General features: G+C 72.9%; 28 protein-coding genes and 1 riboswitch. Of the genes, 11 read left to right on the forward strand and 17 right to left on the reverse strand.

Going from position 1 to position 25,080, the window contains the following annotated elements; genetic code table 11:
* Nucleotides 1–12 precede the first annotated feature (12 nt).
* The 7 genes from ACIP8Z_RS32370 to ACIP8Z_RS32400 form a co-directional block, all read right to left on the reverse strand.
* Entirely contained in the window at nt 13–657 is a 645-nt protein-coding gene (locus tag ACIP8Z_RS32370; RefSeq protein ID WP_402089790.1) for a lysoplasmalogenase, read from the reverse strand.
* On the reverse strand, nt 654–1,550 hold the full coding sequence (locus ACIP8Z_RS32375) for a sterol desaturase family protein (RefSeq protein WP_402089792.1): 897 nt from the start codon (nt 1,548–1,550) through the stop codon (nt 654–656). The genes ACIP8Z_RS32370 and ACIP8Z_RS32375 overlap by 4 nt, the downstream gene beginning before the upstream one ends.
* A gap of 115 nt (nt 1,551–1,665) precedes the next feature.
* Nucleotides 1,666–2,391, reverse strand: a complete 726-nt coding sequence (locus tag ACIP8Z_RS32380; protein WP_402089794.1) for a VIT family protein — start codon at nt 2,389–2,391, stop codon at nt 1,666–1,668.
* Between the two features lie 24 nt (nt 2,392–2,415).
* Nucleotides 2,416–3,639, reverse strand: a complete 1,224-nt coding sequence (locus ACIP8Z_RS32385) for an amidohydrolase family protein (RefSeq protein WP_402089796.1) — start codon at nt 3,637–3,639, stop codon at nt 2,416–2,418.
* The gene (locus tag ACIP8Z_RS32390; RefSeq protein WP_402089798.1) at nt 3,639–4,922 is read right to left on the reverse strand and encodes an amidohydrolase family protein; all 1,284 of its coding nucleotides are present in this window, start codon (nt 4,920–4,922) and stop codon (nt 3,639–3,641) included. Before ACIP8Z_RS32390 ends, ACIP8Z_RS32385 begins: the two co-directional genes overlap by 1 nt.
* A 10-nt stretch (nt 4,923–4,932) precedes the next feature.
* Entirely contained in the window at nt 4,933–5,817 is an 885-nt protein-coding gene (locus ACIP8Z_RS32395; RefSeq protein WP_402089800.1) for an SDR family NAD(P)-dependent oxidoreductase, read from the reverse strand.
* Entirely contained in the window at nt 5,817–6,614 is a 798-nt protein-coding gene (locus ACIP8Z_RS32400; RefSeq protein WP_402089803.1) for an acetoacetate decarboxylase family protein, read from the reverse strand. The genes ACIP8Z_RS32395 and ACIP8Z_RS32400 overlap by 1 nt, the downstream gene beginning before the upstream one ends.
* A gap of 96 nt (nt 6,615–6,710) precedes the next feature.
* On the opposite strand from ACIP8Z_RS32400, the gene ACIP8Z_RS32405 reads away from it, so the two are divergent.
* From ACIP8Z_RS32405 to ACIP8Z_RS32430, 6 genes are all read left to right on the forward strand, one after another.
* Nucleotides 6,711–7,379: a TetR/AcrR family transcriptional regulator gene (locus tag ACIP8Z_RS32405; protein ID WP_402090050.1), complete on the forward strand. Its 669-nt coding sequence runs from the start codon at nt 6,711–6,713 to the stop codon at nt 7,377–7,379.
* Nucleotides 7,376–8,365 (forward strand): DEDDh family exonuclease, encoded by a 990-nt coding sequence (locus tag ACIP8Z_RS32410; RefSeq protein WP_383870785.1) that lies wholly within the window; start codon nt 7,376–7,378, stop codon nt 8,363–8,365. The genes ACIP8Z_RS32405 and ACIP8Z_RS32410 overlap by 4 nt, the downstream gene beginning before the upstream one ends.
* A gap of 63 nt (nt 8,366–8,428) precedes the next feature.
* Complete coding sequence (locus ACIP8Z_RS32415) at nt 8,429–8,662, forward strand: hypothetical protein (RefSeq protein ID WP_189830397.1); 234 nt, start codon at nt 8,429–8,431, stop codon at nt 8,660–8,662.
* Nucleotides 8,663–8,770: 108 nt separating this feature from the next.
* Nucleotides 8,771–9,601, forward strand: a complete 831-nt coding sequence (locus ACIP8Z_RS32420) for an SURF1 family protein (protein WP_402089805.1) — start codon at nt 8,771–8,773, stop codon at nt 9,599–9,601.
* 34 nt (nt 9,602–9,635) lie between these two features.
* Nucleotides 9,636–11,426 (forward strand): glycoside hydrolase family 15 protein, encoded by a 1,791-nt coding sequence (locus ACIP8Z_RS32425; protein ID WP_402089807.1) that lies wholly within the window; start codon nt 9,636–9,638, stop codon nt 11,424–11,426.
* 4 nt (nt 11,427–11,430) lie between these two features.
* On the forward strand, nt 11,431–12,186 hold the full coding sequence (locus ACIP8Z_RS32430; RefSeq protein ID WP_402089809.1) for an SDR family oxidoreductase: 756 nt from the start codon (nt 11,431–11,433) through the stop codon (nt 12,184–12,186).
* 58 nt (nt 12,187–12,244) lie between these two features.
* Here ACIP8Z_RS32430 and amaP read toward each other — a convergent pair whose 3' ends face one another.
* From amaP to ACIP8Z_RS32455, 5 genes are read right to left on the reverse strand one after another with little or no spacing between them, the layout of a single operon-like run.
* A complete protein-coding gene (gene amaP, locus ACIP8Z_RS32435; RefSeq protein ID WP_402089811.1) occupies nt 12,245–12,832 on the reverse strand; it encodes an alkaline shock response membrane anchor protein AmaP in 588 nt (195 codons plus the stop codon).
* A 26-nt stretch (nt 12,833–12,858) separates the two neighbouring features.
* On the reverse strand, nt 12,859–13,614 hold the full coding sequence (locus tag ACIP8Z_RS32440) for a DUF6286 domain-containing protein (protein ID WP_402089813.1): 756 nt from the start codon (nt 13,612–13,614) through the stop codon (nt 12,859–12,861).
* Nucleotides 13,611–13,970, reverse strand: a complete 360-nt coding sequence (locus ACIP8Z_RS32445; protein WP_402089815.1) for a hypothetical protein — start codon at nt 13,968–13,970, stop codon at nt 13,611–13,613. The genes ACIP8Z_RS32440 and ACIP8Z_RS32445 overlap by 4 nt, the downstream gene beginning before the upstream one ends.
* 6 nt (nt 13,971–13,976) lie before the next feature.
* On the reverse strand, nt 13,977–14,168 hold the full coding sequence (locus ACIP8Z_RS32450; RefSeq protein ID WP_055602871.1) for a hypothetical protein: 192 nt from the start codon (nt 14,166–14,168) through the stop codon (nt 13,977–13,979).
* A 52-nt stretch (nt 14,169–14,220) separates the two neighbouring features.
* On the reverse strand, nt 14,221–14,706 hold the full coding sequence (locus ACIP8Z_RS32455; protein ID WP_402089817.1) for an Asp23/Gls24 family envelope stress response protein: 486 nt from the start codon (nt 14,704–14,706) through the stop codon (nt 14,221–14,223).
* Nucleotides 14,707–14,799: 93 nt separating this feature from the next.
* Here ACIP8Z_RS32455 and ACIP8Z_RS32460 point away from each other — a divergent pair, with 93 nt between their 5' ends.
* A complete protein-coding gene (locus tag ACIP8Z_RS32460) occupies nt 14,800–15,447 on the forward strand; it encodes a hypothetical protein (protein WP_402089819.1) in 648 nt (215 codons plus the stop codon).
* A 22-nt stretch (nt 15,448–15,469) separates the two neighbouring features.
* On the opposite strand, the gene ACIP8Z_RS32465 is transcribed toward ACIP8Z_RS32460, so the two are convergent.
* From ACIP8Z_RS32465 to ACIP8Z_RS32475, 3 genes are all read right to left on the reverse strand, one after another.
* Nucleotides 15,470–16,270, reverse strand: coding sequence for an enoyl-CoA hydratase/isomerase family protein (locus ACIP8Z_RS32465; protein WP_030322673.1), 801 nt, complete (start codon nt 16,268–16,270; stop codon nt 15,470–15,472).
* Nucleotides 16,271–16,401: 131 nt separating this feature from the next.
* The gene (locus ACIP8Z_RS32470) at nt 16,402–16,623 is read right to left on the reverse strand and encodes a helix-turn-helix domain-containing protein (protein WP_006123601.1); all 222 of its coding nucleotides are present in this window, start codon (nt 16,621–16,623) and stop codon (nt 16,402–16,404) included.
* 342 nt (nt 16,624–16,965) lie between these two features.
* A complete protein-coding gene (locus ACIP8Z_RS32475; protein ID WP_030322666.1) occupies nt 16,966–18,564 on the reverse strand; it encodes an ABC-F family ATP-binding cassette domain-containing protein in 1,599 nt (532 codons plus the stop codon).
* Nucleotides 18,565–18,831: 267 nt separating this feature from the next.
* Between ACIP8Z_RS32475 and ACIP8Z_RS32480 the strand changes: the two genes are divergently transcribed.
* Both ACIP8Z_RS32480 and ACIP8Z_RS32485 read left to right on the forward strand, forming a co-directional pair.
* Complete coding sequence (locus ACIP8Z_RS32480; protein WP_402089822.1) at nt 18,832–19,722, forward strand: neutral zinc metallopeptidase; 891 nt, start codon at nt 18,832–18,834, stop codon at nt 19,720–19,722.
* A 67-nt stretch (nt 19,723–19,789) separates the two neighbouring features.
* Nucleotides 19,790–20,191, forward strand: coding sequence for a VOC family protein (locus ACIP8Z_RS32485; protein ID WP_402089824.1), 402 nt, complete (start codon nt 19,790–19,792; stop codon nt 20,189–20,191).
* A gap of 58 nt (nt 20,192–20,249) precedes the next feature.
* Here ACIP8Z_RS32485 and ACIP8Z_RS32490 read toward each other — a convergent pair whose 3' ends face one another.
* Together ACIP8Z_RS32490 and ACIP8Z_RS32495 are read right to left on the reverse strand one after the other, a co-directional pair.
* The gene (locus ACIP8Z_RS32490; RefSeq protein ID WP_402089826.1) at nt 20,250–21,686 is read right to left on the reverse strand and encodes a hypothetical protein; all 1,437 of its coding nucleotides are present in this window, start codon (nt 21,684–21,686) and stop codon (nt 20,250–20,252) included.
* Nucleotides 21,687–21,763: 77 nt separating this feature from the next.
* A complete protein-coding gene (locus ACIP8Z_RS32495; RefSeq protein WP_402089828.1) occupies nt 21,764–22,891 on the reverse strand; it encodes an alpha/beta hydrolase in 1,128 nt (375 codons plus the stop codon).
* A gap of 421 nt (nt 22,892–23,312) precedes the next feature.
* Here ACIP8Z_RS32495 and ACIP8Z_RS32500 point away from each other — a divergent pair, with 421 nt between their 5' ends.
* Both ACIP8Z_RS32500 and ACIP8Z_RS32505 read left to right on the forward strand, forming a co-directional pair.
* Nucleotides 23,313–24,581 carry an anion permease gene (locus tag ACIP8Z_RS32500; protein WP_402089830.1) on the forward strand — a complete coding sequence of 423 codons (1,269 nt, stop codon included), beginning with the start codon at nt 23,313–23,315 and terminating at the stop codon, nt 24,579–24,581.
* Nucleotides 24,582–24,593: 12 nt separating this feature from the next.
* The gene (locus ACIP8Z_RS32505) at nt 24,594–24,815 is read left to right on the forward strand and encodes a hypothetical protein (protein ID WP_073917272.1); all 222 of its coding nucleotides are present in this window, start codon (nt 24,594–24,596) and stop codon (nt 24,813–24,815) included.
* A 112-nt stretch (nt 24,816–24,927) separates the two neighbouring features.
* A riboswitch (cobalamin riboswitch) is annotated at nt 24,928–25,070 on the forward strand.
* Nucleotides 25,071–25,080 lie beyond the last annotated feature (10 nt).

The raw sequence follows: 25,080 nt of genomic DNA on the forward strand, positions 1-25,080 counted from the left end.
CGGTCCTTGCTGTCAGACGGTTGTACGACGTTCACCGTACATCGCGCGGAGCGCTCCCGCCGTCAGCAGGTACTGCGCCGCGATGTAGGTCAGCATGACCCAGAAGTCGGGCGCGGGCAGCTGGGGCCACTCGGCGACCCCGGTGGCGATCAGGGTGTCGGACAGCAGGAAGAGGGCGCCGCCGAGCCCGGCCAGGAGCCCGAGGGCGCTGGAGCGGTAGGCCATGGCGGTGAGCAGCAGGGAGTATCCGGCGACGGGGATCCGCAGCTCGGCGGGGAGGTCGGGCCAGAGGAGCAGGACGGTGGCGGCGAGGGCGGCCGCGTACAGGGCGCCGAGCGCCGGGGACGTACGCCGGCGTCCGAAGAGGACCAGGTAGCAGACGTGGCCGGCGGCGAAGCAGCCCATGCCGGCGAGGAAGGCCCCGTCGGCGTCGGAGAGCAGGAACACGTCGCCGCCCCAGCCGAGGAGCAGCGCGGCGGTCAGCGGCTTGGGGGCGCCCCGGGTGACGGCGTACGCGGCGAGCAGGGGCATCAGGAGCGGCTTGGCGAGCCGGTGGCCGAGCTCGGCGCCGGCGAGCAGGGAGATCAGGTCGACGGCGGCCGCGAGCCCGAAGGCGGCGAGCAGCGCGTACGAGAGCCCGCGGGGGGAGGTCGTCACGCGGCGGCCTCCGGAGCGGCGTTGCCGGGGCCTCGGGTGCCGGGGCCTCGGGTGTCGGTGGTGGGCGCGGGCTGCCAGCCCGGGCCGCGGAAGACCCGGCCGGTCCGCTCGCGCCAGTCGTGCGCGGCCTTGAGGTCGCGGGCGATGGCGGCGTACTCGTGGGTGGCGACGCGCAGCGGGTTGTAGGTCTCGATGTTCTTGGTGAGGCCGTAGACGGGCCGTTCGGTCTCGCCGACCCAGGAGCCGAACATCCGGTCCCAGACGATGAGGATGCCGCCGAAGTTCCGGTCCAGGTAGCCGCCCTGCGAGGCGTGGTGGACGCGGTGGTGCGAGGGGGTGTTGAGGACGTACTCGAAGGGCCGGGGCAGCCTGTCGATCCGCTCGGTGTGGATCCAGAACTGGTAGACGAGATTGACCGAGTAGCAGAAGGCGAGCGCCGCCGGGTGCGTGCCGAGGGCGATCAGCGGCAGATAGAACGGCCAGGAGGTCAGGCTGGTCCACGGCTGGCGCAGGGCGGTGCTGAGGTTGAACTTGCGGCTGCTGTGGTGGACGACGTGGCAGGCCCAGAGGATGCGGTTGACGTGGTGCCCGCGGTGCTGCCAGTAGTAGCAGAAGTCCTGGGCGAGCAGCATGAGCGGGATCGTCCACCAGAGGACGGGGACGCGCAGCGGCGTCAGCTCGTGGACGGCGGTGTAGACCGCGACGACGGGGATCTTCCACAGCGCGTCGAAGCCCAGGCTGCCGAGCCCCATGCCGATGCTGGTGGCGGCGTCCTTGGCCTCGTATCCGGCGGCCTCCTCGTCGGGATGGAGCCGGTGGCCGACCATCTCGATGACGGTGAGCAGGACGAACGCCGGTATGGACCAGAGCACGACATCGGGCAGGTGGGGCATGCCGATGACGGTAGAGGCGGGGGCCGGGGTGCCGATAGACGTCGTTACCGACAAGTATGCGAGACGAGTTGTCAGCAAGCCTTGGCACCTTCTGACAAGGAGTCCCCGAGTCGGCCTAGACCCCCGTCGCTCCCAGCAATGAGCCCGCGCCGTAGGTGACCGCCATCGCCAGGGCGCCGCCGGCCACGTTGCGGAGGATCGCGCGGCCCGCGGGGGCCGCGCCAAGGCGGGCGCTCCACCAGCCGGTGAGGGTCAGGGCCGCGAGGACGGAGACGACCGTGACCCACAGGCGGGCCGAGGCCGGGGGCAGGACGATCGCGAGGAGCGGGAGCAGAGCGCCGACGGTGAAGGCGAGGAAGCTCGCGGCGGCGGCGTGCCAGGGGATCGTGAGCCGGTCCGGGTCGATGCCCAGCTCCACGCGCGCGTGGGCGCGCAGGGCGTCGCGGGCGGTGAGCTGCTCGGCGGCCTCGCGGGCCACGTCGGCGGAGAGGCCGCGGGCCGCCAGGAGGCCGGTCAGTTCGGCGAGCTCCGCCTCCGGGTCCTCGCGCAGTTCGCGTTTCTCCTGGGCGAGGGCGGCCTCCTCGGAGTCGCGCTGGGTGGAGACCGAGACGTACTCCCCCGCCGCCATCGACATCGATCCGGCCAGGAGTCCCGCGAGGCCCGCGGTGAGCAGGGCGGCCTGCGACTCGGTGGCGCCGGCGACGCCGACGACGAGGCCCGCGGTGGAGACGACTCCGTCGTTGGCTCCGAGCACGGCCGCCCGGAGCCAGTTGAGACGGGAGCCGAGGCCTCCGTGGGCCTCGTGCGTGGGGGCGTCGGTCGCCTCGGGTGCGTCGGTCACGTCAGGAGCGTCGCACCCGGCGGGTCACCAGACGCGGACCGACCCGCCCGGGGCGAAAGCCGGGCTGGTGGCGCCCGCGGGGACCTCCTTCAGGGGCTCGGCGATCTCCTCGACGGTCGGTCCGTGGACCGCGGCCAGGGTGTCCAGGTAGGGCAGGTCGAAGCCGTAGACGCGGGCCGCGTTGCCGCCGGCCATCGCCGCGACCTCCTCCCTCGGCAGCCCGGAGTAGGCGATCCGGAGGCCTTCGCGGGAGTACGGGGTGGTGCCCTCGTCGTGCGGGTAGTCGCTGCCCCACATGATCTTGTCGAGGCCGATCCGGTCGCGCAGCGGCACCTCGTGGGGGCGCATGAAGCTGGCGCCGACGAAGCAGTTGTCGCGCCAGACCGTGCTGGGGCCCTTGCCCATGGCCTCGGCGAGGCCCGCGCCGAACTTCGACTCCGCCGTGGAGGCCTTCGTCGCGGCCGACACCAGGCGACCGTGGTAGTAGTCCAGCATGTCGAGCACGCCCGGGATCCAGCCCGAGCCCTGTTCGGTCAGGACCAGCTTGAGCCCCGGGTGGCGCCGGAAGGCGCCGCCGAAGACCAGGTGCCAGAGCGCCCGGTGGGAGAACCAGGTGGTCTCCACCATGAAGACCGCGCGGGCGGCCGGTTCGTCGCCCAGCGGCGGCGACGCCGAGCCGCCGTGGTGGTTGACGGGGACGTCGAGCTCGGCGCAGACCGCCCAGATCGGGTCGTACGCCTCCGAGTAGAGCTCGGGCACCGGTGAGCCGGGCGGCACCCCGGGCAGCAGGATGCCGCCGGTGAGCCCCGCCTCGCGGGCGCGGCGGATCTCGGCGACCGCCGCGTCGACGTCGTTGAGGAGGATCTGCGCCACGCCGGCCCTGCGCCCCGGCGCGGCCGCGCAGAAGTCGGCCAGCCAGCGGTTGTGCGCCTGGAGTCCGGCCCAGCGCTGCTCGTACTCGGCCGCGCTGGGCGGCTGGGCCATCAGGGAGGCCTTGGGGAAGAACGGCGGGACGGTGTTGGGGAAGACGACCTCGGCGACGATGCCGTCCGCCTCCAGCTCGCGCAGCCGGCGCTCGGAGTTCCAGTTGCGGTCGGCGGTGTCGGCGAGCAGGTCCTCGTACGGGTTGACGTAGGAGGCCGCCCAGGCGTCGAAGGCCTCGTGGTGCTTCCTCTCCAGGTACGGGCGGTAGTCGAGGAGGTCGGCGCCGGCGTGGCAGTCCGCCGAGATGACGGTGTAGCGGTCCATCAGCTCACCCCCAGGGCGGGGAAGTCGTGGTCCGTCAGCCAGTGCCGGCCGACCTCGCGCGAGCGGGCCCAGGAGGCCTCCACGGCGGTCTGGTCGGCGGGCTGGCCGAGGTCGGCGGGGGTGGGGCCGATGCGGCGGGCGATCGGCTCCAGTTTCCGGAGGTCGAAGCCGAAGACCTCGGCCGCCGCGAGGCCCAGCATCCGGCGGGTCTCCGTCACCGGGATGTCGTGGAAGGTCTTCCGGAGCCACGCGCGCGTGTCCGGCCAGGTTCCCTCCGGGTGCGGGAAGTCCGAGCCCCACAGGATGTTGTCGACGCCTATCTCGTACCGCTGCGCGAGTTCGCGCCGCTTGGTGTTGGTGGCGCAGATGAAGACCTGCCGGTCCAGGTACTCGCTCGGCGGCCGCCTCAGCTCCGCGAACGGGGACAGCTTCTTGCCGCCGTGCGCGCCGAGGTAGAGCCGGTCCATGAACCAGAGGAGGTTCGGCAGCCACCAGCAGCCCGACTCGGCGACCCCGAACCGCAGCCCGGGGTGCCGCTCGAAGACGCCCGACCAGAGCAGGAACCACAGCGGCCTGGCCGGCCACCAGGTGACCTCGGAGACGTAGATGCCGAGGTGGTCGCCGTACTCCTCGCGGGGCGCCGCTCCCGAGTGGGTGACCAGGGGCATCCCGGTCTCGGCGGCGGCCGCCCAGACCGGGTCGTAGCGCCGGTCGTGGTACGGCTCCTTGTCCACCCACATGGAGGGGATCATCAGCGCCCCGAGCCCGGACTCCTTGGCCCGGTGGATCTCGGCGACGACCTTCGCGGGCTCGGCCGTGATCGGCAGCAGCGCCACCCCGCAGTGCCGTTCGGGGTTCTGGCCCACGAACTCGGCGAGCCAGCGGTTGTGCGCCTGCGCGCCCGCCATGCCGAGCTCCGGGTCCTGGTCGCCGGAGAGGCCGAGGCCGACGCCGAAGGGCGCGGCGGTCTGGCTGTCGACGGCGTCCGCGTCGGGGAAGACGACCTCGGCGGCCACCCCGTCGCCGTCGAGCTCCTTGAGCCGCTGCCCGGCGTCCCAGCCGCCGCGCAGCCCTTCCTCGTTGTCGGTGAACCACTTGTTCGCGAAGGCCTCGTTGCGGACCCCGAGCCGGGTCATGGCCTCCCGGCGCGCCTCGCGTCCGGCGAGGAACTCGTCGAACGCACCGTGGAAGCGGGAGTCGAGGTAGGGCCGGTACTCCTCGGTGGGCAGCCCGGCGTGGCAGTCGGAGGAGATGATCAGATACGGGTCGTTCGGATCGGCCATCGGGGCCCCCTCAGTCGAGGATGAAGTTCTCCAGGTACGACGGGTTCGAGCGGTCGAGCATCGACCGCGAGCGCGCCGTGATCTGCCGGTCGCTGTGCTCGCTCTCCGGCAGCATCCAGAAGCGGTCGGCGCGGATGCCGTCGACGACGTGCTCGGCGACCTCCTCCACCGGGGTGAAGGCGACCTCGTGGCCGGCCTCCTTCATGGCGGCCTCCCACTGGTCGAGGCTGCGGTACGGGGTCCGGCGCGGGCGCTCCTTCGCGTACCGCTCGGGCCGGTTGCGGTGCGACTCCCAGAGGCCGGTGCGGAGCATGTGCGGGCCCGGGAAGAGGACGGAGGCGCCCACGCGCGCGTGCTCGGCCTTCAGGTGCGCGTACAGGGACTCGGTCATGGTGACGACGGCCGCCTTGGTGACCGCGTACACGGAGGCGGTGGGCAGCGGGGCGATGCCGCCGTCGCCGGAGGAGGTGTTGACGACATGGCCGGGTTCGCCGCCCGCGAGCATCCGGGGGACGAAGGCCTGGATGCCGTGGAAGACGCCCCAGACGTTGACGGAGAAGGCCCACTTCCAGTCGTTGGGCTCGTGCTCCCACATGCGGCCCTCGGCGCCGGAGCCGACGCCTGCGTTGTTGCAGAGGACGTGGACGGCGCCGAAGGTCTCGTACGCGGCCTCCGCGAACGCCCGCACCGCGTCGGGGTCCGAGACGTCGACCGTCCGGGCGAGGACCTGCGCCCCGCCCGCCATCAGATCGTCGGCGGCCGCGGCGAGCGCGCCCTCCTCGACGTCGCCGAGGACGACGGCCAGGCCCTCGGCGGCGAAGCGGCGGGCCATCGCGAGCCCGATGCCGCTCGCCGCACCGGTGACGACGGCGACCTGTCCCTCGCGGAACTCCATCAGACGCTCCCCTCGGGCGGGCCGTCGAGGATCTGCTGCGGGTCGTCGTACCGCTGGTGGATGTACGGCAGGAGGGCCCGCGCGGAGACGCGCTCGGCGACCGTGCCCTTCTGGTCGGTGGTCTTCTCGCCGATGGTGATCTCGACGAGCCGGCGGACGGGGAGGTCGGCGACCGGGTCGTACATGGACTCGCGCAGCACCACGTCGCCGGTGACGCGCTCCAGCTTCCGCACCTTCTCGTTGCGGACGCAGTGGACGAGGACGGGGTCGGCGTCGAAGCCGGAACCCTCCACGCCCGGCAGGAACTTGAAGTAGAAGTCGGTCTTCTCGACCGGCTCCGGCAGCGGCAGGGGCCCGGAGACCGCGCCGCGCACCTCGACGAAGTCGATGCCGTGCCGCCCGAGCGAGGCGCGGACGACGAGCCCGTCGCGCTCGACGACGACCTCGCCGAGCTTCTTCGGTTCGCCGAAGACCTCGCGGCCGCCGACGAGGGCGCGCTCGTGGGTCATCGGCATCACCAGCGGGTACCAGCCCTCGCGGTCGCCGTGGGCGGCGGCGACCGCCACCGAGCCGGCGCCGAGCGGATAGCCGGGCAGGTCGACCTGGGAGATGTTGGCCCGCACGAGGGGCCGCTCGGTGGGTTTCAGCGGGGGCGGCAGGACGGCCGCCACCACGTCCGGATCGGTCTCCCAGACGGCGACCACTCCGGTGGACCAGATGTCGGGAAGCTTCGCGCTCCTGGTGCGGGCCGCCGTGATCTCGGCGTCCGTGCGCGCCCCGTACCGTACTCGTGCCATGACGTACCACCCTTCAGGGGGTCGGGTCTGTAACAGAGTTACACCGGCGGCGATGAAGGGTAAAGACCCGTGCACGCGACAGAGTTGGGGGAACGGATGGCGCGCGCCGCACTCACCCGCGAGGAAGTCCTGGAGACCGCCGCCGCCCTGGTGCGACAGCACGGCCCGGACGCCCTGACCATGCGCAAGCTCGCCGCCGAGCTCGGCACCGCGGTCACCTCGATCTACTGGCACGTCGGCAACCGCGAGTCCCTGCTCGACGCGCTGGTCGAGCGGACGGTCGCCGATCTCGACACGATCCGCCCGCGCGGCACGACCCCCGCCGAGCGCCTGGTCTCGGTCGCCCGCGCCCTGCGCCGCGCCCTGCGCGAGCGCCCCCACCTGGTCGCGATGGTCCACGAACGGGGCCTGACGGAACGCATGTTCCTGCCGGCCCAGCGCGCCCTGGTCCACGAGGCCCACGCCGCGGGACTGCGCGGGGCGCACGCGGCGCGGGCCGTCCGCGCCGTGCAGTTCCAGGTCGTCGGCTATGTGCTGGTGGAGCGCAACCGGGAGCGCGCGCCGGCGCAGTCGCCCGCCGAGGAGGAGCTGTGGAGCGGCGAGGACGCCGAGTCAGACGGCCCCCTCGCCCGGGCGCTCGCCGCGCCGATCGACACCGAGCGGCTGTTCGTCGACTCGGTGCGGGCCCTGGTGGACGGACTCCTCGCCGGGGCTCCCGGGGACACCGGGGGCGGAGTCGCCGGCCGCGGGCCGTATTCTCAGTGACCGTGCTTGACGACCGTACGACAGCAGCGACGTGGCCGGCCGCCTACCCGCAGGGGTACGCGGTCGTCGACGTGGAGACCACCGGACTCGCCCGCGACGACCGGATAGTGTCGGCTGCCGTCTACCGGCTGGACGCCCAGGGGAACGTCGAGGACCACTGGTACACGCTCGTCAACCCCGAGCGTGATCCGGGACCCGTCTGGATCCACGGGCTCACCACCGACGTCCTGGAGGGCGCCCCGCTCTTCCCGGAGATCGCGGCGGAGTTCGCGGCGCGGCTGGACGGACGGGTGCTCGTCGCGCACAACGCGATGTTCGACTGGCAGATGATCGCCCGGGAGTACGCGCGCGCGGAGTCGGCCGCGCCGGTGCGGCAGCGGCTGTGCACGATCGCGCTCGCCAAGGAGCTGTCGCTGCCGCTGCCGAACCACAAGCTGGAGTCGCTCGCCGCGCACTTCGGTGTGGTGCAGCAGCGCGCACACAACGCGCTGGACGACGCGCGGGTGCTCGCCGAGGCGTTCCGGCCGAGCCTGCACGCGGCGGCCGAGCGCAACGTACGGCTGCCGCTGCTCGAGTGCCGGCCGCTGACCGAGTGGGCCGCGTCGCCCGCGCAGCAGCCGCGGATCGGCCACCAGGCCGGGTACGCCTCCTCGTACCGGGCGGGCAGCTGGCGTCCCTCGCGGAAGCGGCCGCCGTGCCCGTACCCGAACCCGGGCCGGTACGAGACGGACAAACCGCTCAAGCAGGGCATGCGGGTGGCGTTCTCCGGGGACACCTCCGTCGACCGCGAGCTCCTGGAGGACCGTACGGTCGACGCCGGGCTCCATGTGGCCGGGAGCGTCTCCCGGCTCACCAGCCTCCTCGTCACCAACGACCCGGACTCCGCCACATCCAAGACCGTCAAGGCCAAGTCCTTCGGCACGCCGATCGTCGACGAGGCGGCGTACACCCAGCTGCTGCGGGACGTGGCCCCGGCAGACGGGTGACACCCCCGGCCCTGCGGGCGTGCCGAGCTGCGCGCGCCCGCCGGGAGCCCCACCCTGTGGCGCATGGCACGTTGTGAGGTCTGCGGAAACGATTACGGCATGTCCTTCGAGATTCATGCCCAGGGCGCGATCCATGTCTTCGACTGCTTCGCCTGCGCCATCCACCGTATGGCGCCCATCTGCGAACACTGCCGGGTCCAGATCATCGGGCAGGGCGTCGAGGTCGACGGCAGCTGGTACTGCGGCGGCCACTGCGCCCGCGCGGAGGGAAAGGTGGGCATCGTCGACAGGGTGTGAGGCGGGCGGGGCCGGGAACGACGGGATCCGGGGAAACGATCCCGGGCCCGTCTCCCGCGAGCCGCCCCCCGTGCGTACACCCCATGGACCGAGTTGTACGGTCATGGGGTGTACCGCTTCTTGTTGTCCCGGCAGTGGGTGATCCTCACCCTCATCGCCCTCGTCCTCGTCCCGACGATGATCGAGCTGGGCTTCTGGCAGTTCCACCGGCACGAGCGCCGGGTCGCCCAGAACGCCCTGATCGCGGACAGCATCGCGGCGAAGCCGGTCCCGGTCGAGGAGCTCACCTCCCCCGGCCACACGGTCCCGCGCTCCGACTACTGGCGGCCCGTCACCGCCACCGGCACCTTCGACACCGCCCACGAGGTGGTCGTCCGCCGCCGCACCTCCTCCGACGAGCGCGTCGGCGTGCACATCCTGAGCCCGCTGGTCCTCCGCGACGGCCGGATCGTCCTGGTGAACCGCGGCTGGATCCCGGCCGCCGCCGACCAGCACTCCTACCCGCCGGTGCCGCCCGCCCCCAAGGGCGAGGTCACCATCAGCGGCCGGCTCAAGGCCGACGAGACGACCGGCGCCAGCGGCATCAAGGACCTGAAGGGTCTGCCGGACCGCCAGGTCATGCTCATCAACAGTCGGCAGCAGGCGGAGCTCATCGGCCGCGAGGTGCTCGGCGGCTACCTGGAGCAGACCGGACCCGCGCCCGCCGGGAACACCCCCGAACTGATCCCCGAGCCCGACCACGCGTCGATCGGCTCCCACATGGCGTACGCCGTGCAGTGGTGGCTCTTCGCGGCCGGGGTACCCGTCGGCTGGGTGATCCTGGTCCGCCGCGAGAAGCGCGACCGGGAGACCGCCGCCTCCTCCGGCACCACGGGAAACGACACCCCGGGAACCCCGGAACGGGACCCCGAGGCGATCCAGGCCACTCCGTCCCTCTGATTGACCGCCACCGCTTCCGGGAACAGCCCAGAGCGTGACGCAACGTATCGACGACTACGCCCTCATCGGCGATCTCCAGACCGCCGCGCTCGTCGGCCGCGACGGGTCGGTCGACTGGCTGTGTCTGCCCCGCTTCGACTCCGCCGCCTGCTTCGCCGCGATCCTCGGCGACGAGGACAACGGCCACTGGCGGATCGCCCCCAAGGGCGCCACGACCTGCTCCACGCGCCGGTACGCCGAGGACTCCCTCGTCCTGGAGACCTACTGGGAGACCCGTACCGGCACCGTCAAGGTCGTCGACTTCATGCCGCAGCGGGACGAGGCCCCGGAACTGATGCGGATCGTGGAGGGCGTCAGCGGCACCGTCGAGATGAGCGGCGTCCTACGGCTGCGCTTCGACTACGGCTCGATCGTGCCCTGGATGCGCCGCGCGGACGGCCACCGGGTCGCGATCGCCGGGCCGGACGCCGTCTGGCTGCGCAGCGAGCCGCCCGTGAAGACCTGGGGCCAGCAGTTCTCCACCTGCTCCTCCTTCACCGTCACCGCCGGCGAGAAGGTCGCGTTCGTGCTGACCTGGCACCCCTCGCACCAGCCACGCCCCGAACTCGTCGACCCCCACGCGGCCCTGGAGCAGTCCCTCGCGGACTGGCGGGAGTGGTCCGGCCGCTGCACCTACCGGGGCCCGTACCGGGAAGCGGTGCTGCGCTCCCTGATCACCCTCAAGGCCCTCACGTACGCCCCGACCGGCGGGATCATGGCCGCGCCCACCACCTCCCTGCCGGAGGAGGTCGGCGGCGTACGGAACTGGGACTACCGCGCCTGCTGGCTGCGCGACTCCTCCCTCACCCTCGGCGCGCTGCTCGCCGCCGGATACGTCGACGAGGCGTGCGCCTGGCGGGACTGGCTGCTCCGCTCGGTCGCCGGTGACCCGGCCGACCTGCAGATCATGTACGGGCCCGCCGGAGAGCGCCGGCTCCCCGAGACCACCCTGCCGTGGCTGCGCGGCTACGCCGACTCGGCGCCGGTACGGACCGGGAACGCGGCCGTGGACCAGTTCCAGCTCGATGTGTACGGCGAGGTCATGGACTCGCTCCACCGCGCGCACAAGGCCGGGATTCCGGCGGAACGGCACGCCTGGAACCTCCAGCTGAGCCTGCTCGGCTTCCTGGAGTCGACCTGGCGCGAGCCCGACGAGGGACTGTGGGAGGTGCGCGGGCCGCGCCGGCACTTCACCCACTCGAAGGTGATGGCCTGGGTGGCCGCCGACCGGGCGGTGCGCACCCTGGAGGCCGACCCCTCGCTGCCGGGCGACGCGGCACGGTGGCGGACGATGCGGGACGAGATCCACGCCCAGGTGTGCGCCCGGTCCTACGACCCGGTGCGGAACACCTTCACCCAGTCGTACGGCTCGCGGGAGCTGGACGCCGCGACCCTGCTCATCCCGCAGGTCGGCTTCCTGCCCCCGGACGACCCCCGGGTGGCGGGCACGGTGGACGCGGTGCGGGCGGAGCTGATGCACGGCGGCTATCTGCGCCGCTACAGCACCGACTCGGGGACGGTGGACGGCCTCCCGGGGCAGGAGGGCACCTTCCTGGTCTGCTCGTTCTGGCTCGCGGACGCGCTCCGGCTGTGCGGCCGCCGCGAGGAGGCCCGCGAGCTCTTCGAACGCCTCGTGGCCCTGTGCAACGACGTGGGTCTCCTGGCGGAGGAGTACGACCCGGTGACGGACCGCCAGCTGGGCAACTTCCCGCAGGCCTTCAGCCACATCGGCCTGGTGGGCACGGCGCTCGCACTGGCAGCGGAGGATCAGGACCCGGCAGGATAGGCCCATGGATCTTGGGATGAAGGACCGCGTGTACGTGGTGACCGGGGCGACGCGGGGGCTCGGGCGGGCCTCCGCCGAGGCGCTGCTCGCCGAGGGGGCCAAGGTGCTCGTCACCGGCCGCGAGGAGAAGACCGTCGCCGAGGCCGTGGCCGAGCTGGGGCCGGGCGCGGCGGGCATCGCCGCCGACAACACCGACCCGGAGACTCCGGCACGGCTCATCGCCGAGGCGCGGGCGCGCTTCGGCGGCTTCGACGGCATCCTCATCAGCGTCGGCGGGCCGGCGCCCGGCTTCGCGGCCGACAACACCGACGAGGAGTGGGCCGCCGCCTTCGGCACCGTCTTCCTCGGGGCCGTACGGCTGGCCCGCGCGGCCGCCGAGACGCTCGGCGAGGGCGGCGTCATCGGCTTCGTCCTGTCCGGCTCGGTCCACGAGCCGATCCCCGGCCTGACCATCTCGAACGGTCTGCGCCCGGGCCTCGCGGGTTTCGCGAAGTCCCTCGCCAACGACCTCGGCCCGCGCGGGGTGCGCGTGATCGGACTGCTGCCCAGCCGGATCGACACGGACCGGGTGCGGTTCCTGGACTCCCTCTCCGGCGACGCGGACGCGTCCCGCGCGGCCAACGAGTCCACCATCCCGCTGCGTCGCTACGGCACCCCGGAGGAGTTCGGGCGGACGGCGGCGTTCCTGCTGTCGCCGGCCGCCTCGTACCTCACGGGGCTGATGCTCCCGGTGGACGGCGGGGCGCGCGCCGAGTTCTGACCCTGAGGACCCCTGCGGGTCCTCAGGGTCCTCAGGGTTCTCAGGGTCCTCAGGGTCCTCAGGTGACCCTGCGGGCCCGGTGCTTCACGGCCCGCAGGCGGGCCTCGGTGGGCAGGGCGGGCAGGCCCGTGGACGTCCGCGCGTGGGCCAGGGCCTGGGTGCTGAGCGTGGTCAGGGCGGCCCCCGGGGAGGCGTACGGCTCCAGGAGGAGCGCGACGCGGGTCCTGGGGGTGGCCCGGCGGCCCGTGAGGGAGACACGGGCCTTGGCCACGCCTTCCTGGGCCGTGGCGTCCGCCTCCAGGACGCCCTCCAGGGCCCGGCCGCGCAGGACGGCCACCTCGCCGTCGCCGCTGTCGACGACGACCTCGGCGAGCCGGGCCCGCCGGAACTGGACGAGCAGCCACCACAGGGCGAGCAGGACGACGAGCCCGAGGACCGCGATGACCACCGGCCACCACCAGCCCTCGTCGCGCCAGCGCTGCCGGTCGGCGGCGGACAGCAGCACGTCCGAGGGGCCGGACCAGGGCCACCAGGACGGTACGGACAGGTCGAGGGAGGCGGCGAGGACTCCCCCGCCGCCGAGGACGAGCAGCAGCCCGGCGAGGCCGAGCAGGACGCGGTTGACGCGCCGGAGGACGACCGTCACCGGAGCACCTCCTCATGACTCATGGCTCACGCCTTCCTGGGCGGCCGGGCCACCCGTACGGTCAGCGCGGGCGGGCGGGCGAGGGCCAGTTCGTCGATGCCGGCGGCGGTGGCCGTCTCCACGTCGGCGCGGACCTCGTCGAGCGCCCGAAAGTGCGAGACGGCCCTGACCGCCACCTTGGCACGGCCCACCCGGACCCGGACGGACTGCACGCCGGAGACCTCCATGGCGCGGTCCCGCAGGGCAAGGGCCGCGGCCTCCCGGTCGAGTCCGGCCCGTACGTCGGCGTGTTCGCGGCGCATCGGGAGGACGGCACGCAGGCCGGGGGTCGTGGCGAGGACGAGGAGCCAGAGGCCGAGGACGACCGCGACGGCCGCGCCGACGACGACCCAGGTGTCGTCGAGCGGCCGGGTCGCGAGGCCGTCGGCGAGCTCGCGCCTCCAGGCCATGGCGGTGCGGTCGGCCCGTACGGCCGCCACGTCGTAGAGCAGGAGCCCGGCCCCGCCGAGGACCAGCGCCGCGAGCACTGCGGCGGGGATGCGCCGGACCGCCCAGAAGCGGCGGACGCGGGGCGCGGGGGCGGGGTCGCGGTCGGGGTCGACATCGGCACCCGCACCGGCACCGGCACCGGTGAGGACGGGGACGCCGCCGGCGGGGGACCCGGGAGGCGTGCCGGGGCGGGACCCCGTGGGCGAGCCGGGGTCGCTGTCGCGCGCCCTGGTCGGCTCGTCGCCGGGGTCCCGGGCCGGCTCGTGGGCGGGGTGCGGTTCGGGGGGCGTCATGACAGGCGGCCCCTCGGACCGGCCTGGCGGGTGAGCGGGGAGTGGAGGCGTTCCACCTGGACGGTGACCTCGTGGACCTCCATGCCCACGAGCTCCTCCACGCGTGCGCGTACCCGCCCCCGGACGGCCCCGCACCGGGCCCCGACGTCGGTGGGGTAGTCGAGGTCGAGGCTCACCGCCACCCGGGCGACGTCGCGATGGACGACGACCGAGGCGTGCGGCTTCGATCCGCCCTTCGGGGCGGGACCCGCGGCCTCGCCGGCCGCCCGGGCGGCGATCTTCGCCACCACCCGGTCGGCGATCGAGGTGGCGCCCCGGTCACGTACCGGGTCCGGGGAGACCAGGTCGGTAGCCACCCCGGGTCACCGCCGCCGGTCGCCGCGGTCGCGGCCCCGGAACAGATCGCCGGGTTCGAGGTCGCCGTCGAGGAAGCGGCCGGCCACGAAGCCGATCGCCCCCAAGGCCGCGACCAGTACAAACGCTCCGAAACCGCCGAAGTATCCGGCGAAGCCGAGAGCCATGCCGGCCACCAGGCCGACCACCGCCATGCTCATTCCTGACCCCTTTCCGAGTCCTCCTGAGCCACCTGTGTGCCGTCGTCAGCGACTACTGGAGCCGTGACTCCGGCTCTTCGTCCTCTTCGTCCGGGAGTTTCACGTCGCTGACCGCGATGTTGACCTCGACGACCTCAAGGCCGGTCATCCGCTCCACGGCCGCGATGACGTTCTCCCGGACGTCGCCGGCGACATCCGCGATGGAGACGCCGTAGTCGACGACGATCTCCAGGTCGAGCGCGGTCTGCACCTCGCCGACCTCGGCCTTCACCCCGCGGGTGGCGTTCGACTTGGCGCCGCCCCCGCCGGGTACCCGGTCGCGCACGGCACCGAAGGTGCGGGAGAGGCCGCTGCCCATCGCGTGCACGCCCACGACATCACGGGCGGCGAGACCGGCGATCTTCTCGACGACGCCGTCGGCGATCGTGGTCCGGCCCCGGGAGGCCGGGGCTCCGCCGCCCCGCTTGGTGACCGAGGTGCGGCGCGGTTCGCGCGGCCCGTCGGTCGCAGGGTCGCCGGAGTGAGTGGTGTCCGTCATCAGATTTCGCCCCTTCTGGGATATTTCGGGGTTCTTTGCCCACACTAAGGGCGGTTCCCCGGTCTCGCCCCGGGGATACGGCAGGCTGGGGCAATGACGACTGCTGAAAGTTGGACGGCGGGGGTGCGGGACCACCTCGCGCCGGGCAGGCTGCTGCCGCTCGGAGCGGCGGCGGAGAAGGCGTGGATCACCGAGCGGGCGGTACGTGACGTGCTCGCCCGGGGCGCCTCGGGAGTACGGGGTGTGGTGCCGGGCACCCTGCGGATCGGCCCGGCGGACGCACCCGACGCGCCGGATTCGGGGGCCGTGCTGGTCACGGCCTCGTTCGGAGCGGTCGCGGGGCGGGCGCTGCCGGAGCTGACGGAGGCGCTGCGGGCGGCGCTGCTCGCCGCGGCCGAGGACGGGCTCGGTCTGGTGGTCGACGCGGTGGACCTGCGGGTGACGGAGCTGCTCGACGCGGCGCCGCCGGAGCCGGATGCCGGCACCGCTCCCCCGCCCGGCCCCACCTCTCCGGCGACGGACGACCCCGTGGCGCTCGCCGCCCTGGGGGTGACGGGGGTCGCGGCGGTGACGGACACGCTGGGTCCGCCGGTGCGCCGGGGGCCCGACGGAGTGCGGGTGGAACTGGCCGTGACGGCCGGGGCCCGCCCTCTGGACGTGGCCCGCGCGGTGCGCACGGCGGTGACCGCGGCCGCCCCGGAGGGCGCCGCGGTCACGGTCGTGGTGTCGGACCTGCGCTAGGACAGGCGCGTGCGGGCAGGCGTCAGTCGCCGAGGCCCGCGAGGTCGCGCAGGCGGCGGGCCTGGGCGGCGCGTTCTGCGACGCGCTGCTCCTCGTACGAGCGGCCGGAGACGCCCTGGAGGAGCGCCTTGGTCTCGGTGACCGCGTCGCGCGGCGCCGCGAGCAGGGCGGCGCCGAGGTCCCGTACCGCCGCGTCGAGTTCGTCGGCGGGCACGGACAGGTTGGCGAGACCGATGCGCTCGGCCTCCTCCGCGTGGACGAAGCGGCCGGTGGCGCAGATCTCCAGCGCGCGGGCGTAGCCGACGAGCGAGACGAGCGGGTGCGTCCCGGTCAGGTCCGGGACGAGACCCAGGCTGGTCTCGCGCATGGCGAACTGCACGTCCTCGGCGACGACCCGCAGGTCGCAGGCGAGGGCGAGCTGGAAGCCCGCGCCGATGGCGTGTCCCTGGACGGCCGCGATCGACACGAGGTCGCTGCGGCGCCACCAGGTGAACGCTTCCTGGTACTCGGCGATGACCGCGTCGAGGTCCGCGTCGGAACCGCGCGCGAGATCGAGGAAGGACGGCTCTCCGTCGAAGCCCTCGGGCGTGAACGCCTGCCGGTCGAGTCCGGCGGAGAAGGACTGTCCCTCACCGCGCAGAACGACGACCCGCACGCTGCCGGGCAACGACCGGCCGGCTTCTGTCAACGCCCGCCACAGAGCGGGAGACTGAGCGTTGCGCTTCGCCGGATTGGTCAGGGTCACCGTGGCAACGGCGTCCTCGACGGTGAGCCGTACACCGTCCTTGTCGAATACGAGCTCAGAGTCGTCGAGCGTAGTCATGGGGCGCCTCCGGTTACGGTGCAGCACACTGCATACGAAATGCTAAGTGACTGCACAGTAACCACCTGGCCGGCGCGATGACCGACCGGGTGGCCACCGGGGATCCGGTGGCCCGGTCGAGGCGTCCTATGTCAGGCCGAGGCGGCTTTCTTGCCCCGGGTCGCTCCGCCGCGTCCACGCAGCGTGACTCCGGACTCACTGAGCATCCGGTGGACGAATCCGTAGGAGCGGCCCGTTTCCTCGGCCAGCGCCCGGATACTCGCACCGGAGTCGTACTTCTTCTTCAGGTCTGCCGCGAGCTTGTCGCGCGCGGCGCCGGTCACCCGGCTGCCCTTCTTCAGAGTCTCGGCCACCCGTGCCTCCTCATGGGAAGTGCGCTCTGGACTTCTCATGATCACCCCTCCCGTGCGTCCTGGCCACCCATTCGACAAGGTCCATGCCGCCGGGTTTGTGGACGAGCGCCAGTTCGTCACGACCGGAGGCTCAGATTCCGCTGGGCCGGAAACCGGGCTCCACGGCGCCCGGCACGGGAATCAGCAGGTCAGCGATATAGGGGGAACACACGTACGGCGCGGGTCTGCCGGAAGGATTCGGCAGAGCACCGCGCCGTGGTGTACGAGACGCCCTCACTCAGATGAAGGATCACCCGTGGGCCGAATGATCCAGCCGGGCATGATCACCCGGCCCTCTCCGGGTCAGGCGAGCGCGACCAGGTCCGCGTAGTCCGGGCCCCACAGGTCCTCGACGCCGTCCGGGAGCAGAATGATCCGCTCCGGCTCCAGCGCGTCGACCGCGCCCTCGTCGTGGGTGACGAGGACGACGGCGCCCTTGTAGGTCCGCAGGGCCCCGAGGATCTCCTCGCGGCTGGCCGGGTCCAGGTTGTTGGTGGGCTCGTCGAGGAGCAGCACGTTCGCCGAGGAGACGACCAGGGTGGCCAGGGCCAGACGGGTCTTCTCACCGCCGGAGAGCACCCCGGCCGGCTTGTCGACGTCGTCGCCGGAGAAGAGGAAGGAGCCGAGCGTCTTGCGGACCTGGACGAGGTCGAGGTCCGGCGCGGCCGAGCGCATGTTCTCCAGGACGCTGCGCTCGGGGTCGAGCGTCTCGTGCTCCTGGGCGTAGTAGCCGAGCTTGAGACCGTGGCCCGGGGTCACCTCTCCGGTGTCGGGCTTCTCGGCGCCGGCGAGCAGCCGGAGCAGCGTGGTCTTGCCCGCGCCGTTGAGGCCGAGGATGACGACGCGCGAGCCCTTGTCGATCGCGAGGTCCACATCGGTGAAGATCTCGAGCGAGCCGTAGGACTTGGAGAGTCCCTCGGCCGTCAGCGGGGTCTTGCCGCAGGGCGCGGGGTCGGGGAAGCGGAGCTTGGCGACCTTGTCGGAGGCGCGCACCGCCTCCAGGCCGGAGAGCAGTCGCTCGGCGCGCTTGGCCATGTTCTGCGCGGCCACGGTCTTGGTGGCCTTGGCGCGCATCTTGTCGGCCTGCGAGTTGAGGGCGGCGGCCTTCTTCTCGGCGTTCTGGCGCTCGCGCTTGCGGCGCTTCTCGTCGGCCTCGCGCTGCTGCTGGTAGAGCTTCCAGCCCATGTTGTAGACGTCGATCGTGGAGCGGTTGGCGTCCAGGTAGAAGACCTTGTTGACCACGGTCTCGACGAGGTCGACGTCGTGGGAGATCACGATGAAGCCGCCGCGGTAGCTCTTCAGGTAGTCGCGCAGCCAGACGATGGAGTCGGCGTCGAGGTGGTTGGTCGGCTCGTCGAGGAGGAGCGTGTCGGCGTCCGAGAAGAGGATCCGGGCGAGCTCGACACGGCGGCGCTGACCACCGGAGAGGGTGTGCAGCGGCTGGCCGAGGACCCGGTCGGGCAGGCCCAGGGCGGCGGCGATGGTGGAGGCCTCGGCCTCGGCCGCGTATCCGCCCTTGGTCAGGAACTCGGTCTCCTGGCGCTCGTACTGCCGCATCGCCTTGTCGCGGGTGGCGCCGGAGCCGGTGGCGATGCGCTCCTCGTTCATCCGCATCTTCTTGAGGAGGACGTCGAGGCCGCGGGCGGAGAGGATGCGGTCGCGGGCCAGCACGTCGAGGTCGCCGGTGCGCGGGTCCTGCGGGAGGTAGCCGACCTCGCCGGAGCGGGCGATCTGCCCGGCGGCGGGGACGCCCTCACCCGCGAGGCACTTGGTGAGGGTGGTCTTGCCCGCTCCGTTGCGACCGACGAGGCCGATGCGGTCGCCCTTGGCGACACGGAAGGAAGCGGACTCGATGAGGACTCGGGCGCCGGCGCGCAGCTCGATGCCGGAAGCGGTGATCACGGACAGACTCCAGGGCGATGGGAAACGGCGGAAGGACGGCTGGTGAAGGGCTTCGACGCCGCTAATGCACGGGGAGAATGGCCATACGGCCAGTCTAACGGGCCCCTGCAACTGCTTTTCGGCCATGAGGGGGTCCGGGGGCACGATCGGAGCTTTCTCACATAACCGCCATTGCTGGAACAAAAGGGGCGAGTGGTGAGAGATCGATCGATACTCGGCGCAGGGCGGCGGCCTCTGCCGCGGCAGTGACGCGGAGGGTGGTGGACCGTGCAGTTCGACGACGACGCCGATCTGGACACCTCGGAGGTCAAGGACGTCCGGGGCAGTCGGATCCCGGGCGGGAAGGCGACCGTCGGCGGCGGCATCATCGGATTCATCGCCCTGATCCTGGGCCTGTTCCTCGGGGTGGGGCCGGACCAGCTCGGACTCTCCTCGGGCGGCGACGAGCCGGTGGCCAGCTCCTCCGGGGCCGCCCAGGTGGATCAGGCCTGCAAGAAGGGTGCGGACGCCAACACCCGCGAGGACTGCCGGATCGTCGCCGTCGTCAACAGCGTCCAGGACTTCTGGCGGAGCGAGTACACGCGCCGCGGCGGTACGTACGGGAGCGCCGCCACCGTGATGTTCAGCCAGCGGGTCCCGACCGCCTGCGGTTCCGCGACCTCGGCGGTGGGGCCCTTCTACTGCCCCGGTGACCGGCAGGTCTATCTGGACCTGGGCTTCTTCGACGAGCTGCGCACCAAGTTCGGGTCGAGCGGCGGGCCGTTCGCCCAGGCGTACGTGGTGGCGCACGAGTACGGCCACCACATCCAGAACCTGATGGGGACCCTGAGCCGGGCCCAGGACGGGCGGACCGGCGCGAACTCCAACGCCGTGCGGGTCGAGCTCCAGGCCGACTGCTACGCGGGCGTGTGGGCCCGGCACGCCACGACCACGCCCGACGACCGCACGGGCCGGCCGCTGCTCACGAGGCTGACGGACGAGGACATCAGGGACGGCCTCGACGCGGCGGCCACGGTGGGCGACGACCGGATCCAGGAGCGGTTCCAGGGCCGGGTGACGCCGGAGAACTGGACCCACGGCTCCGCGGCCCAGCGCCAGCAGTGGTTCTACGAGGGCTACCGGACGGGCGACATGGCCCGGTGCAACACCTTCCGTTGATTGCCGGTGGGGACTGCCAGACTGAGACCTGGGTCACATTCGACTGAATCGAGAGGAAGTGATCGGGATGGCTGAGGCTCCCCACATCTGTCCGACGCTGACGTACGAGGACGCGAAGGCGGCGATCAACCTGCTCACGGAGGGCTTCGGCTTCCGCGCGGACGCCGTGTACGAGGCGGAGGACGGACGCGTGGCGCACGCCGAGCTGTCGTACGGGAACGGCACGGTGATGCTGGGCAGCAAGGGCACCGGCAGCGAGTTCGACAAGCTGATGGCCGACGCCGGCCCGGTCGGTGTGTTCGTGCACGTGGACGACGTCGACGAGCACCACGCGCGGGCGGTGGCCCACGGCGTCGAGATCGTGATGCCGCCCAAGGACCAGGAGTACGGCTCGCGGGACTACATGGCGCGGGACGCCGAGGGCAACATCTGGAGCTTCGGGACGTACACCCCCGGCGCCGCGGAGTAGCCGGGCGCCGGGGACGTCGGGAGGTTCCGTCCGTCGGGATCCCCGGGCGGGGATCCCGTCACGCTCCCCCGGTGTGGACCTGGAAGGCGGCCCGGCGGACGGCTTTGGCCAGGGCCGGGTCCGGGTGGGCGGCGGCGAGGGCGACCAGGACCTGGACGGTACGGGGGTGGCCGACGGCCCTGATCTCGTCGAGGAGCGCCGGGACGGTGCCCTGCACGGCGGAGTCGAGGTGCCGGACGAGCAGCTCGCTCTCCCCGTGGTCGGCGACGGCCGCGGCCGTGTCCACCCAGAGCCAGGTGGACTCCTCGCGGGTGAGGACCTCCTGGGCGTCGTCGGGGTCGGCGCCCTCGTACTCGGCGAGCCAGAGCAGCGCGTACGGCCGCAGGGAGGGTTCGGCGACGGTGGCCCGCACCTCGGCCTCGGCGGGGGCGCCGACGACCCGGAGCGCCTCGAAGGCGAGCCCGCGCAGCAGCGCGTCCTCGCCGCGGGCGACGGTGAGGAGTTCGGTCACCGCGCTGGAGAGGGTGCGGGCCGCGAGCCAGGCGCGGTACTCGGCGCGGGCGGGGCCGGGGGTGAGCCGGGCGCAGCCGCGGAGCATGTCCTCGGCGGACTGCTCGATGTTCCCCGCGGGGCTCTGCGCGGCGACGCAGATCTGCTCCAGCTTGACCCAGACCGCCCAGTTGCCGAGCGGGGTCAGCGTGGCGTGACGCCCCTCCGCACCGAGGTCCAGGGTGAGCGCTCCGACGGCCGCCAGACCTTCGAGCGCCCAGTCGAGCAGGGCCGGGAGCCCGTCGGTGCCGTTCACGGCGGGTGCGTCGGTGGTCCCGGCGGCCTCCGCGGTCTCGGTGGCCTGTTCGGCCCCCGGGACCTCGCAGCGCTCCTCGCGCAGCTCCTCGACGCGCTGGCCGAGCAGGTCGAGCAGGGCGGGGACGAGGACCGGGCCCTGGGAGAGCTGAAGCAGCGACAGGACCTGCGGGAGGGCCTCGACGACCTCGGCGACGGCGCTCGGCTCGACGCCCTCGGGGGCCGGGTGCACCAGCGACCAGGCGTCGAAGAGGGCGACCCAGCCGCGCAGGACGGCGGAGTCGTCACGGTCCCAGGCGTGCAGCCGCCAGCCGGGGCGGGCGGTGTCGCCGTGGAGCTCGACGAGGCCGGCGAGGCGGGCGCGGTCCCAGCCGGCCCTGATCTGGCCGGGCGTCAGGTTCAGTGCGGCGGCCGCCCGTTCCTGGGCGGGGACCGCTCCGGGGCCGCTGCGGGGTGCCGCTGCGGCGCCGCGCTCGACGGCCGCCCAGCGGGCGATCCGTACGGCGTCGGCGAGGACGTGGCGGGCCTGGCGGGCGAGCTCCGCACGGGGCGGAGTGCCCTCGGGCGGCCGCGGCGCCGGCCGGGTGCGCCGGGTCGTCACGGCCCGTCGGGCGGTGGCCAGCGCCCGCGGGCGGACGAGTCGGAGTCTGGAGTTGCGCGCCAATGGTTCATCGGGCTTTCGAGACGTCACGGGGGCAGTCTTCCCGCTGACGGCCCGAAAGCCCAATCGGAATCGGCCGTGCCGTCCCCGGCGCCCCCTGCCGGGCCCTAGAGGAGCGGGGTGAGGAAGCGGCGCAGGGCCTCCTCGTAGCGGACCGGGTCGGCGTTCCACATCGCCGCGTGCGGGGCGTGCCGGACGGTCTGGAGGCTGACCAGATCGGGGCGGCGGGCGGCGAGTTCGACGGACGGTTCCCAGGGGGCGATGGTGTCGTCGGGTCCGTGGAAGAGGAGCACGGGGACACGCAGCGCGCCCGGCGCGGAGGCCTCTTCGAGGAGGTCGCCGTGCTGTCCGGTCCTGCCCTGGGCGGCGCGGACGGCGAGCGGGAGGAGGGGGGCGGGGACGTGGTGGGCCGCCGCGAGGTTGCGGAGGGTGGCCTCCCAGTCCAGGACGGGCGAGTCGAGGACGAGGCCGCTGATCCGGTCGCGCACCCCGGACTCGGCGGCGGCGCGCAGGGCCATCGAGGCCCCGGTCCCCCAGCCGTGCAGCACGACCTTCGCGGCGCCCCGGTGGACGGCGTAGCGGATGGCGGCGTCGACGTCGCGCCACTCGGAGGCGCCGAGGTGGGCGAGGCCGTCCGGGGAGGCGGGTGCTCCCTCGTCGCCGCGGTAGGCGGGGACGAGGACGGGGACCTTGCGGCGGTTGAGGAAGGGGACGACGTTCAGCGGGTGCTCGCGGGTGGTGCCGAGGCCGTGCAGGGCGATCACCCAGGTGGTGCGGGGCGCGGCCACCAGCCAGGCCGGCAGGGGCCCGAGCTCGCCGGGGATCTCGACGTCCTCCTGGGCGAGCCCGAGGGCGCTGATCGGCGTGCCGATGTGCAGCTGGGGGGTGAGGCGGACGCGGGAGCCGGGGCCGAGCACCCCGCGCTCGACGCGTTCGAGGCGCCGGACGACGGTGTCGGCGGTGTGCGGCACCCGGTCGAGGACCGGGCCGACGACGGCGTGCTGTCCGTGCCCCTCCACGCCGTACGTACCGGGGCGCAGCGAGGCGAGGCTGCGGGTGAGCGTGATCCGTTCGGGGCCCGTGGCGTGCACGGTGAGTCTGGGATCCCCGGGCAGGGGACGTCCGGACGGCACCCTGAGGGCGACGTCGCTGGCGTACCGGCCGGCCGCGAACGCGGCCGCGCCGACACCGAGCAGGGTGGTGACGGCCGCTGCCGTCGCTGTAGCCGGGCGCACGCTCCCAGTCTCGGCAGGGTGGGGGCGGACTGCCACCGGTGGGACCCGTACGGCCCCGGCCGGGAGGCCGGAGGAGGAGTACGGACGGGGGTCGGCGCCGCGGGGTCTCCCGGGTCCTCCGGGAGCCCTCCGGGGAGTGATATGGGTCTCGTCCGCGGGGTCCCCCGGTCGGATGGTTCCGTCCAGGGACCGGAACCGGGTGACCGAGGAGGAACCGGGGCAGGTCGCATGTGCCCGGCGATGGCCCGGATTACCCGGGGTTGCGGGGTGACCGCATCGTGGACAGCTCGCGGGACGGGACCGTAAGCGGAATCTCTTGACACCGGTTCGAGACACCACACCGCCCGACCCAGTTCACCTTCCGTTCACCCAGGTTGCTTACGTTCGTCCAGCCACTGACGTCAAACGATTGCCTGGGTAAATGGAACACATCACGCTGCTGCTCGCCATTGTGGTCGTGACAGCTCTCGTGTTCGATTTCACGAACGGTTTCCACGACACCGCGAACGCGATGGCCACGACCATCTCGACCGGTGCTCTCAAGCCGAAGACGGCGGTGGCCATGTCCGCCGTGCTGAACCTCGTCGGCGCGTTCCTGTCCGTGGAGGTCGCCAAGACGATCTCCGGCGGGATCATCAACGAAGAAGGCATTCGTACAGAGGTGATCTTCGCCGCGCTGGTCGGCGCCATCCTCTGGAATCTCCTGACCTGGCTGCTCGGGCTCCCGTCCAGCTCCTCCCACGCCCTCTTCGGCGGCCTCATCGGCGCCGCGGTCATGTCGGCCGGCTGGTCGGCCGTGAACGGCCCGACCATCGTCACCAAGGTCCTCATCCCGGCCGTCGCCGCGCCGCTCGTCGCCGGCCTCGCCGCGATGGCCGCCACCAAGCTGACGTACAGGATCAAGGCCAACCCCGAGGCGAAGGCCACGGCCAAGGGCTACCGGGCCGGCCAGATCGCCTCCGCCGGTCTCGTCTCCCTCGCCCACGGCACCAACGACGCCCAGAAGACGATGGGCATCATCACCCTCGCCCTGGTCACCCAGGGTGTCGTCGCCCCCGGCTCGAACCCTCCGCTGTGGGTCATCGTCTCCGCCGGTGTCGCCATCGCCCTCGGCACCTACCTCGGTGGCTGGCGCATCATCCGCACCATGGGCAAGGGCCTCACCGACCTCCAGCCGCAGCAGGGCTTCGCCGCCCAGACCAGCGCCGCGACGGTCATCCTCGCCTCCTCGCACCTGGGCTTCTCGCTCTCCACCACCCAGTCCTGCTCGGGTGCCGTGATGGGCGCCGGTCTCGGCCGCAAGGGCGGTGTCGTCCGCTGGTCGACCGCCACCCGGATGTTCGTCGCCTGGGGTCTGACCCTGCCCGCCGCGGCCGTGGTCGGCGCCGGCGCCGAGTTCCTCACCAAGCAGGGCCCCTGGGGCATCGCCGCCGTCGCGGTCCTGCTGGTCGCCGGCTCCGGCGTCATCTGGTCGCTCTCCCGCCGCAAGCCGGTCGACCACAACAACGTCACCGCCGACGACCTCGACAGCGAGCCCGCGGGCGTCGTGACCACCGCCATGGCGGCCGTCACCCCGCCGCCGGCCGCCGGTTCCGTCGCCGCCGTCGCGGACCAGGACCTCAAGGCGACCATCCCCGCGCCGGCCCCCACCGACCCGACCGCTCCCCCGGCCCCCGCCGCCGCGGTCTAAGGAACGAACGACATGAAGATCGACTGGGCAGCTCTCGGCTCCGTCTTCGGAGTCAGCCTCGTGGCGACCGTCGCCCTCGTGGGCCTCTTCACCCTCGGCATCGTCGGCCTCACCAAGCAGGAGGAGGCCGCCGCCCGCGGCGGCTCCGCGGCTCTGGCCCGCACCGCCGCGTACGCCTGCTTCGCCCTGTGCGCGGCGGCCGTCGCGTACGGCATCTACCTGATCGTCGTCTGACGGTCCGAGCGTGACCGGTGGGGCGGTCCGCACCTTCGGGTGCGGGCCGCCCCGTCGCCGTGTCTGTGGTGCTTCGCACAGTGACTCGCTGCAGGTCAAGGGTGAGTTGACGGCTGTTCTCGGGCCGTGGTGGACTGCCGAGGCCATTACGGCGGCAGTAGAGGAAGTCCGGTGCGAATCCGGCGCGGTCCCGCCACTGTGACCGGATCCGAAGGGTCCGGGAGTCAGGAACTCACGCCGCCGGTCACGTCGATCCAGGGCGCGG

The sequence above is a fragment of the Streptomyces sp. NPDC088553 genome, assembly GCF_044752965.1.
Lineage (GTDB): Bacteria > Actinomycetota > Actinomycetes > Streptomycetales > Streptomycetaceae > Streptomyces.

Bases quoted from the DNA above. Each gene is read 5' to 3' on its own strand.
- ACIP8Z_RS32505 (WP_073917272.1), top strand. From the start codon at position 24,594: ATGAAGATCGACTGGGCAGCTCTCGGCTCCGTCTTCGGAGTCAGCCTC.
- ACIP8Z_RS32390 (WP_402089798.1), bottom strand. From the start codon at position 4,922: ATGGCCGATCCGAACGACCCGTATCTGATCATCTCCTCCGACTGCCAC.
- ACIP8Z_RS32455 (WP_402089817.1), bottom strand. From the start codon at position 14,706: ATGACGGACACCACTCACTCCGGCGACCCTGCGACCGACGGGCCGCGC.
- ACIP8Z_RS32465 (WP_030322673.1), bottom strand. From the start codon at position 16,270: ATGACTACGCTCGACGACTCTGAGCTCGTATTCGACAAGGACGGTGTA.
- ACIP8Z_RS32400 (WP_402089803.1), bottom strand. From the start codon at position 6,614: ATGGCACGAGTACGGTACGGGGCGCGCACGGACGCCGAGATCACGGCG.
- ACIP8Z_RS32440 (WP_402089813.1), bottom strand. From the start codon at position 13,614: ATGACGCCCCCCGAACCGCACCCCGCCCACGAGCCGGCCCGGGACCCC.
- ACIP8Z_RS32500 (WP_402089830.1), top strand. From the start codon at position 23,313: ATGGAACACATCACGCTGCTGCTCGCCATTGTGGTCGTGACAGCTCTC.
- ACIP8Z_RS32485 (WP_402089824.1), top strand. From the start codon at position 19,790: ATGGCTGAGGCTCCCCACATCTGTCCGACGCTGACGTACGAGGACGCG.
- ACIP8Z_RS32385 (WP_402089796.1), bottom strand. From the start codon at position 3,639: ATGGACCGCTACACCGTCATCTCGGCGGACTGCCACGCCGGCGCCGAC.
- ACIP8Z_RS32375 (WP_402089792.1), bottom strand. From the start codon at position 1,550: ATGCCCCACCTGCCCGATGTCGTGCTCTGGTCCATACCGGCGTTCGTC.
- ACIP8Z_RS32405 (WP_402090050.1), top strand. From the start codon at position 6,711: ATGGCGCGCGCCGCACTCACCCGCGAGGAAGTCCTGGAGACCGCCGCC.
- ACIP8Z_RS32450 (WP_055602871.1), bottom strand. From the start codon at position 14,168: ATGAGCATGGCGGTGGTCGGCCTGGTGGCCGGCATGGCTCTCGGCTTC.
- ACIP8Z_RS32415 (WP_189830397.1), top strand. From the start codon at position 8,429: ATGGCACGTTGTGAGGTCTGCGGAAACGATTACGGCATGTCCTTCGAG.
- ACIP8Z_RS32395 (WP_402089800.1), bottom strand. From the start codon at position 5,817: ATGGAGTTCCGCGAGGGACAGGTCGCCGTCGTCACCGGTGCGGCGAGC.
- ACIP8Z_RS32430 (WP_402089809.1), top strand. From the start codon at position 11,431: ATGGATCTTGGGATGAAGGACCGCGTGTACGTGGTGACCGGGGCGACG.
- ACIP8Z_RS32460 (WP_402089819.1), top strand. From the start codon at position 14,800: ATGACGACTGCTGAAAGTTGGACGGCGGGGGTGCGGGACCACCTCGCG.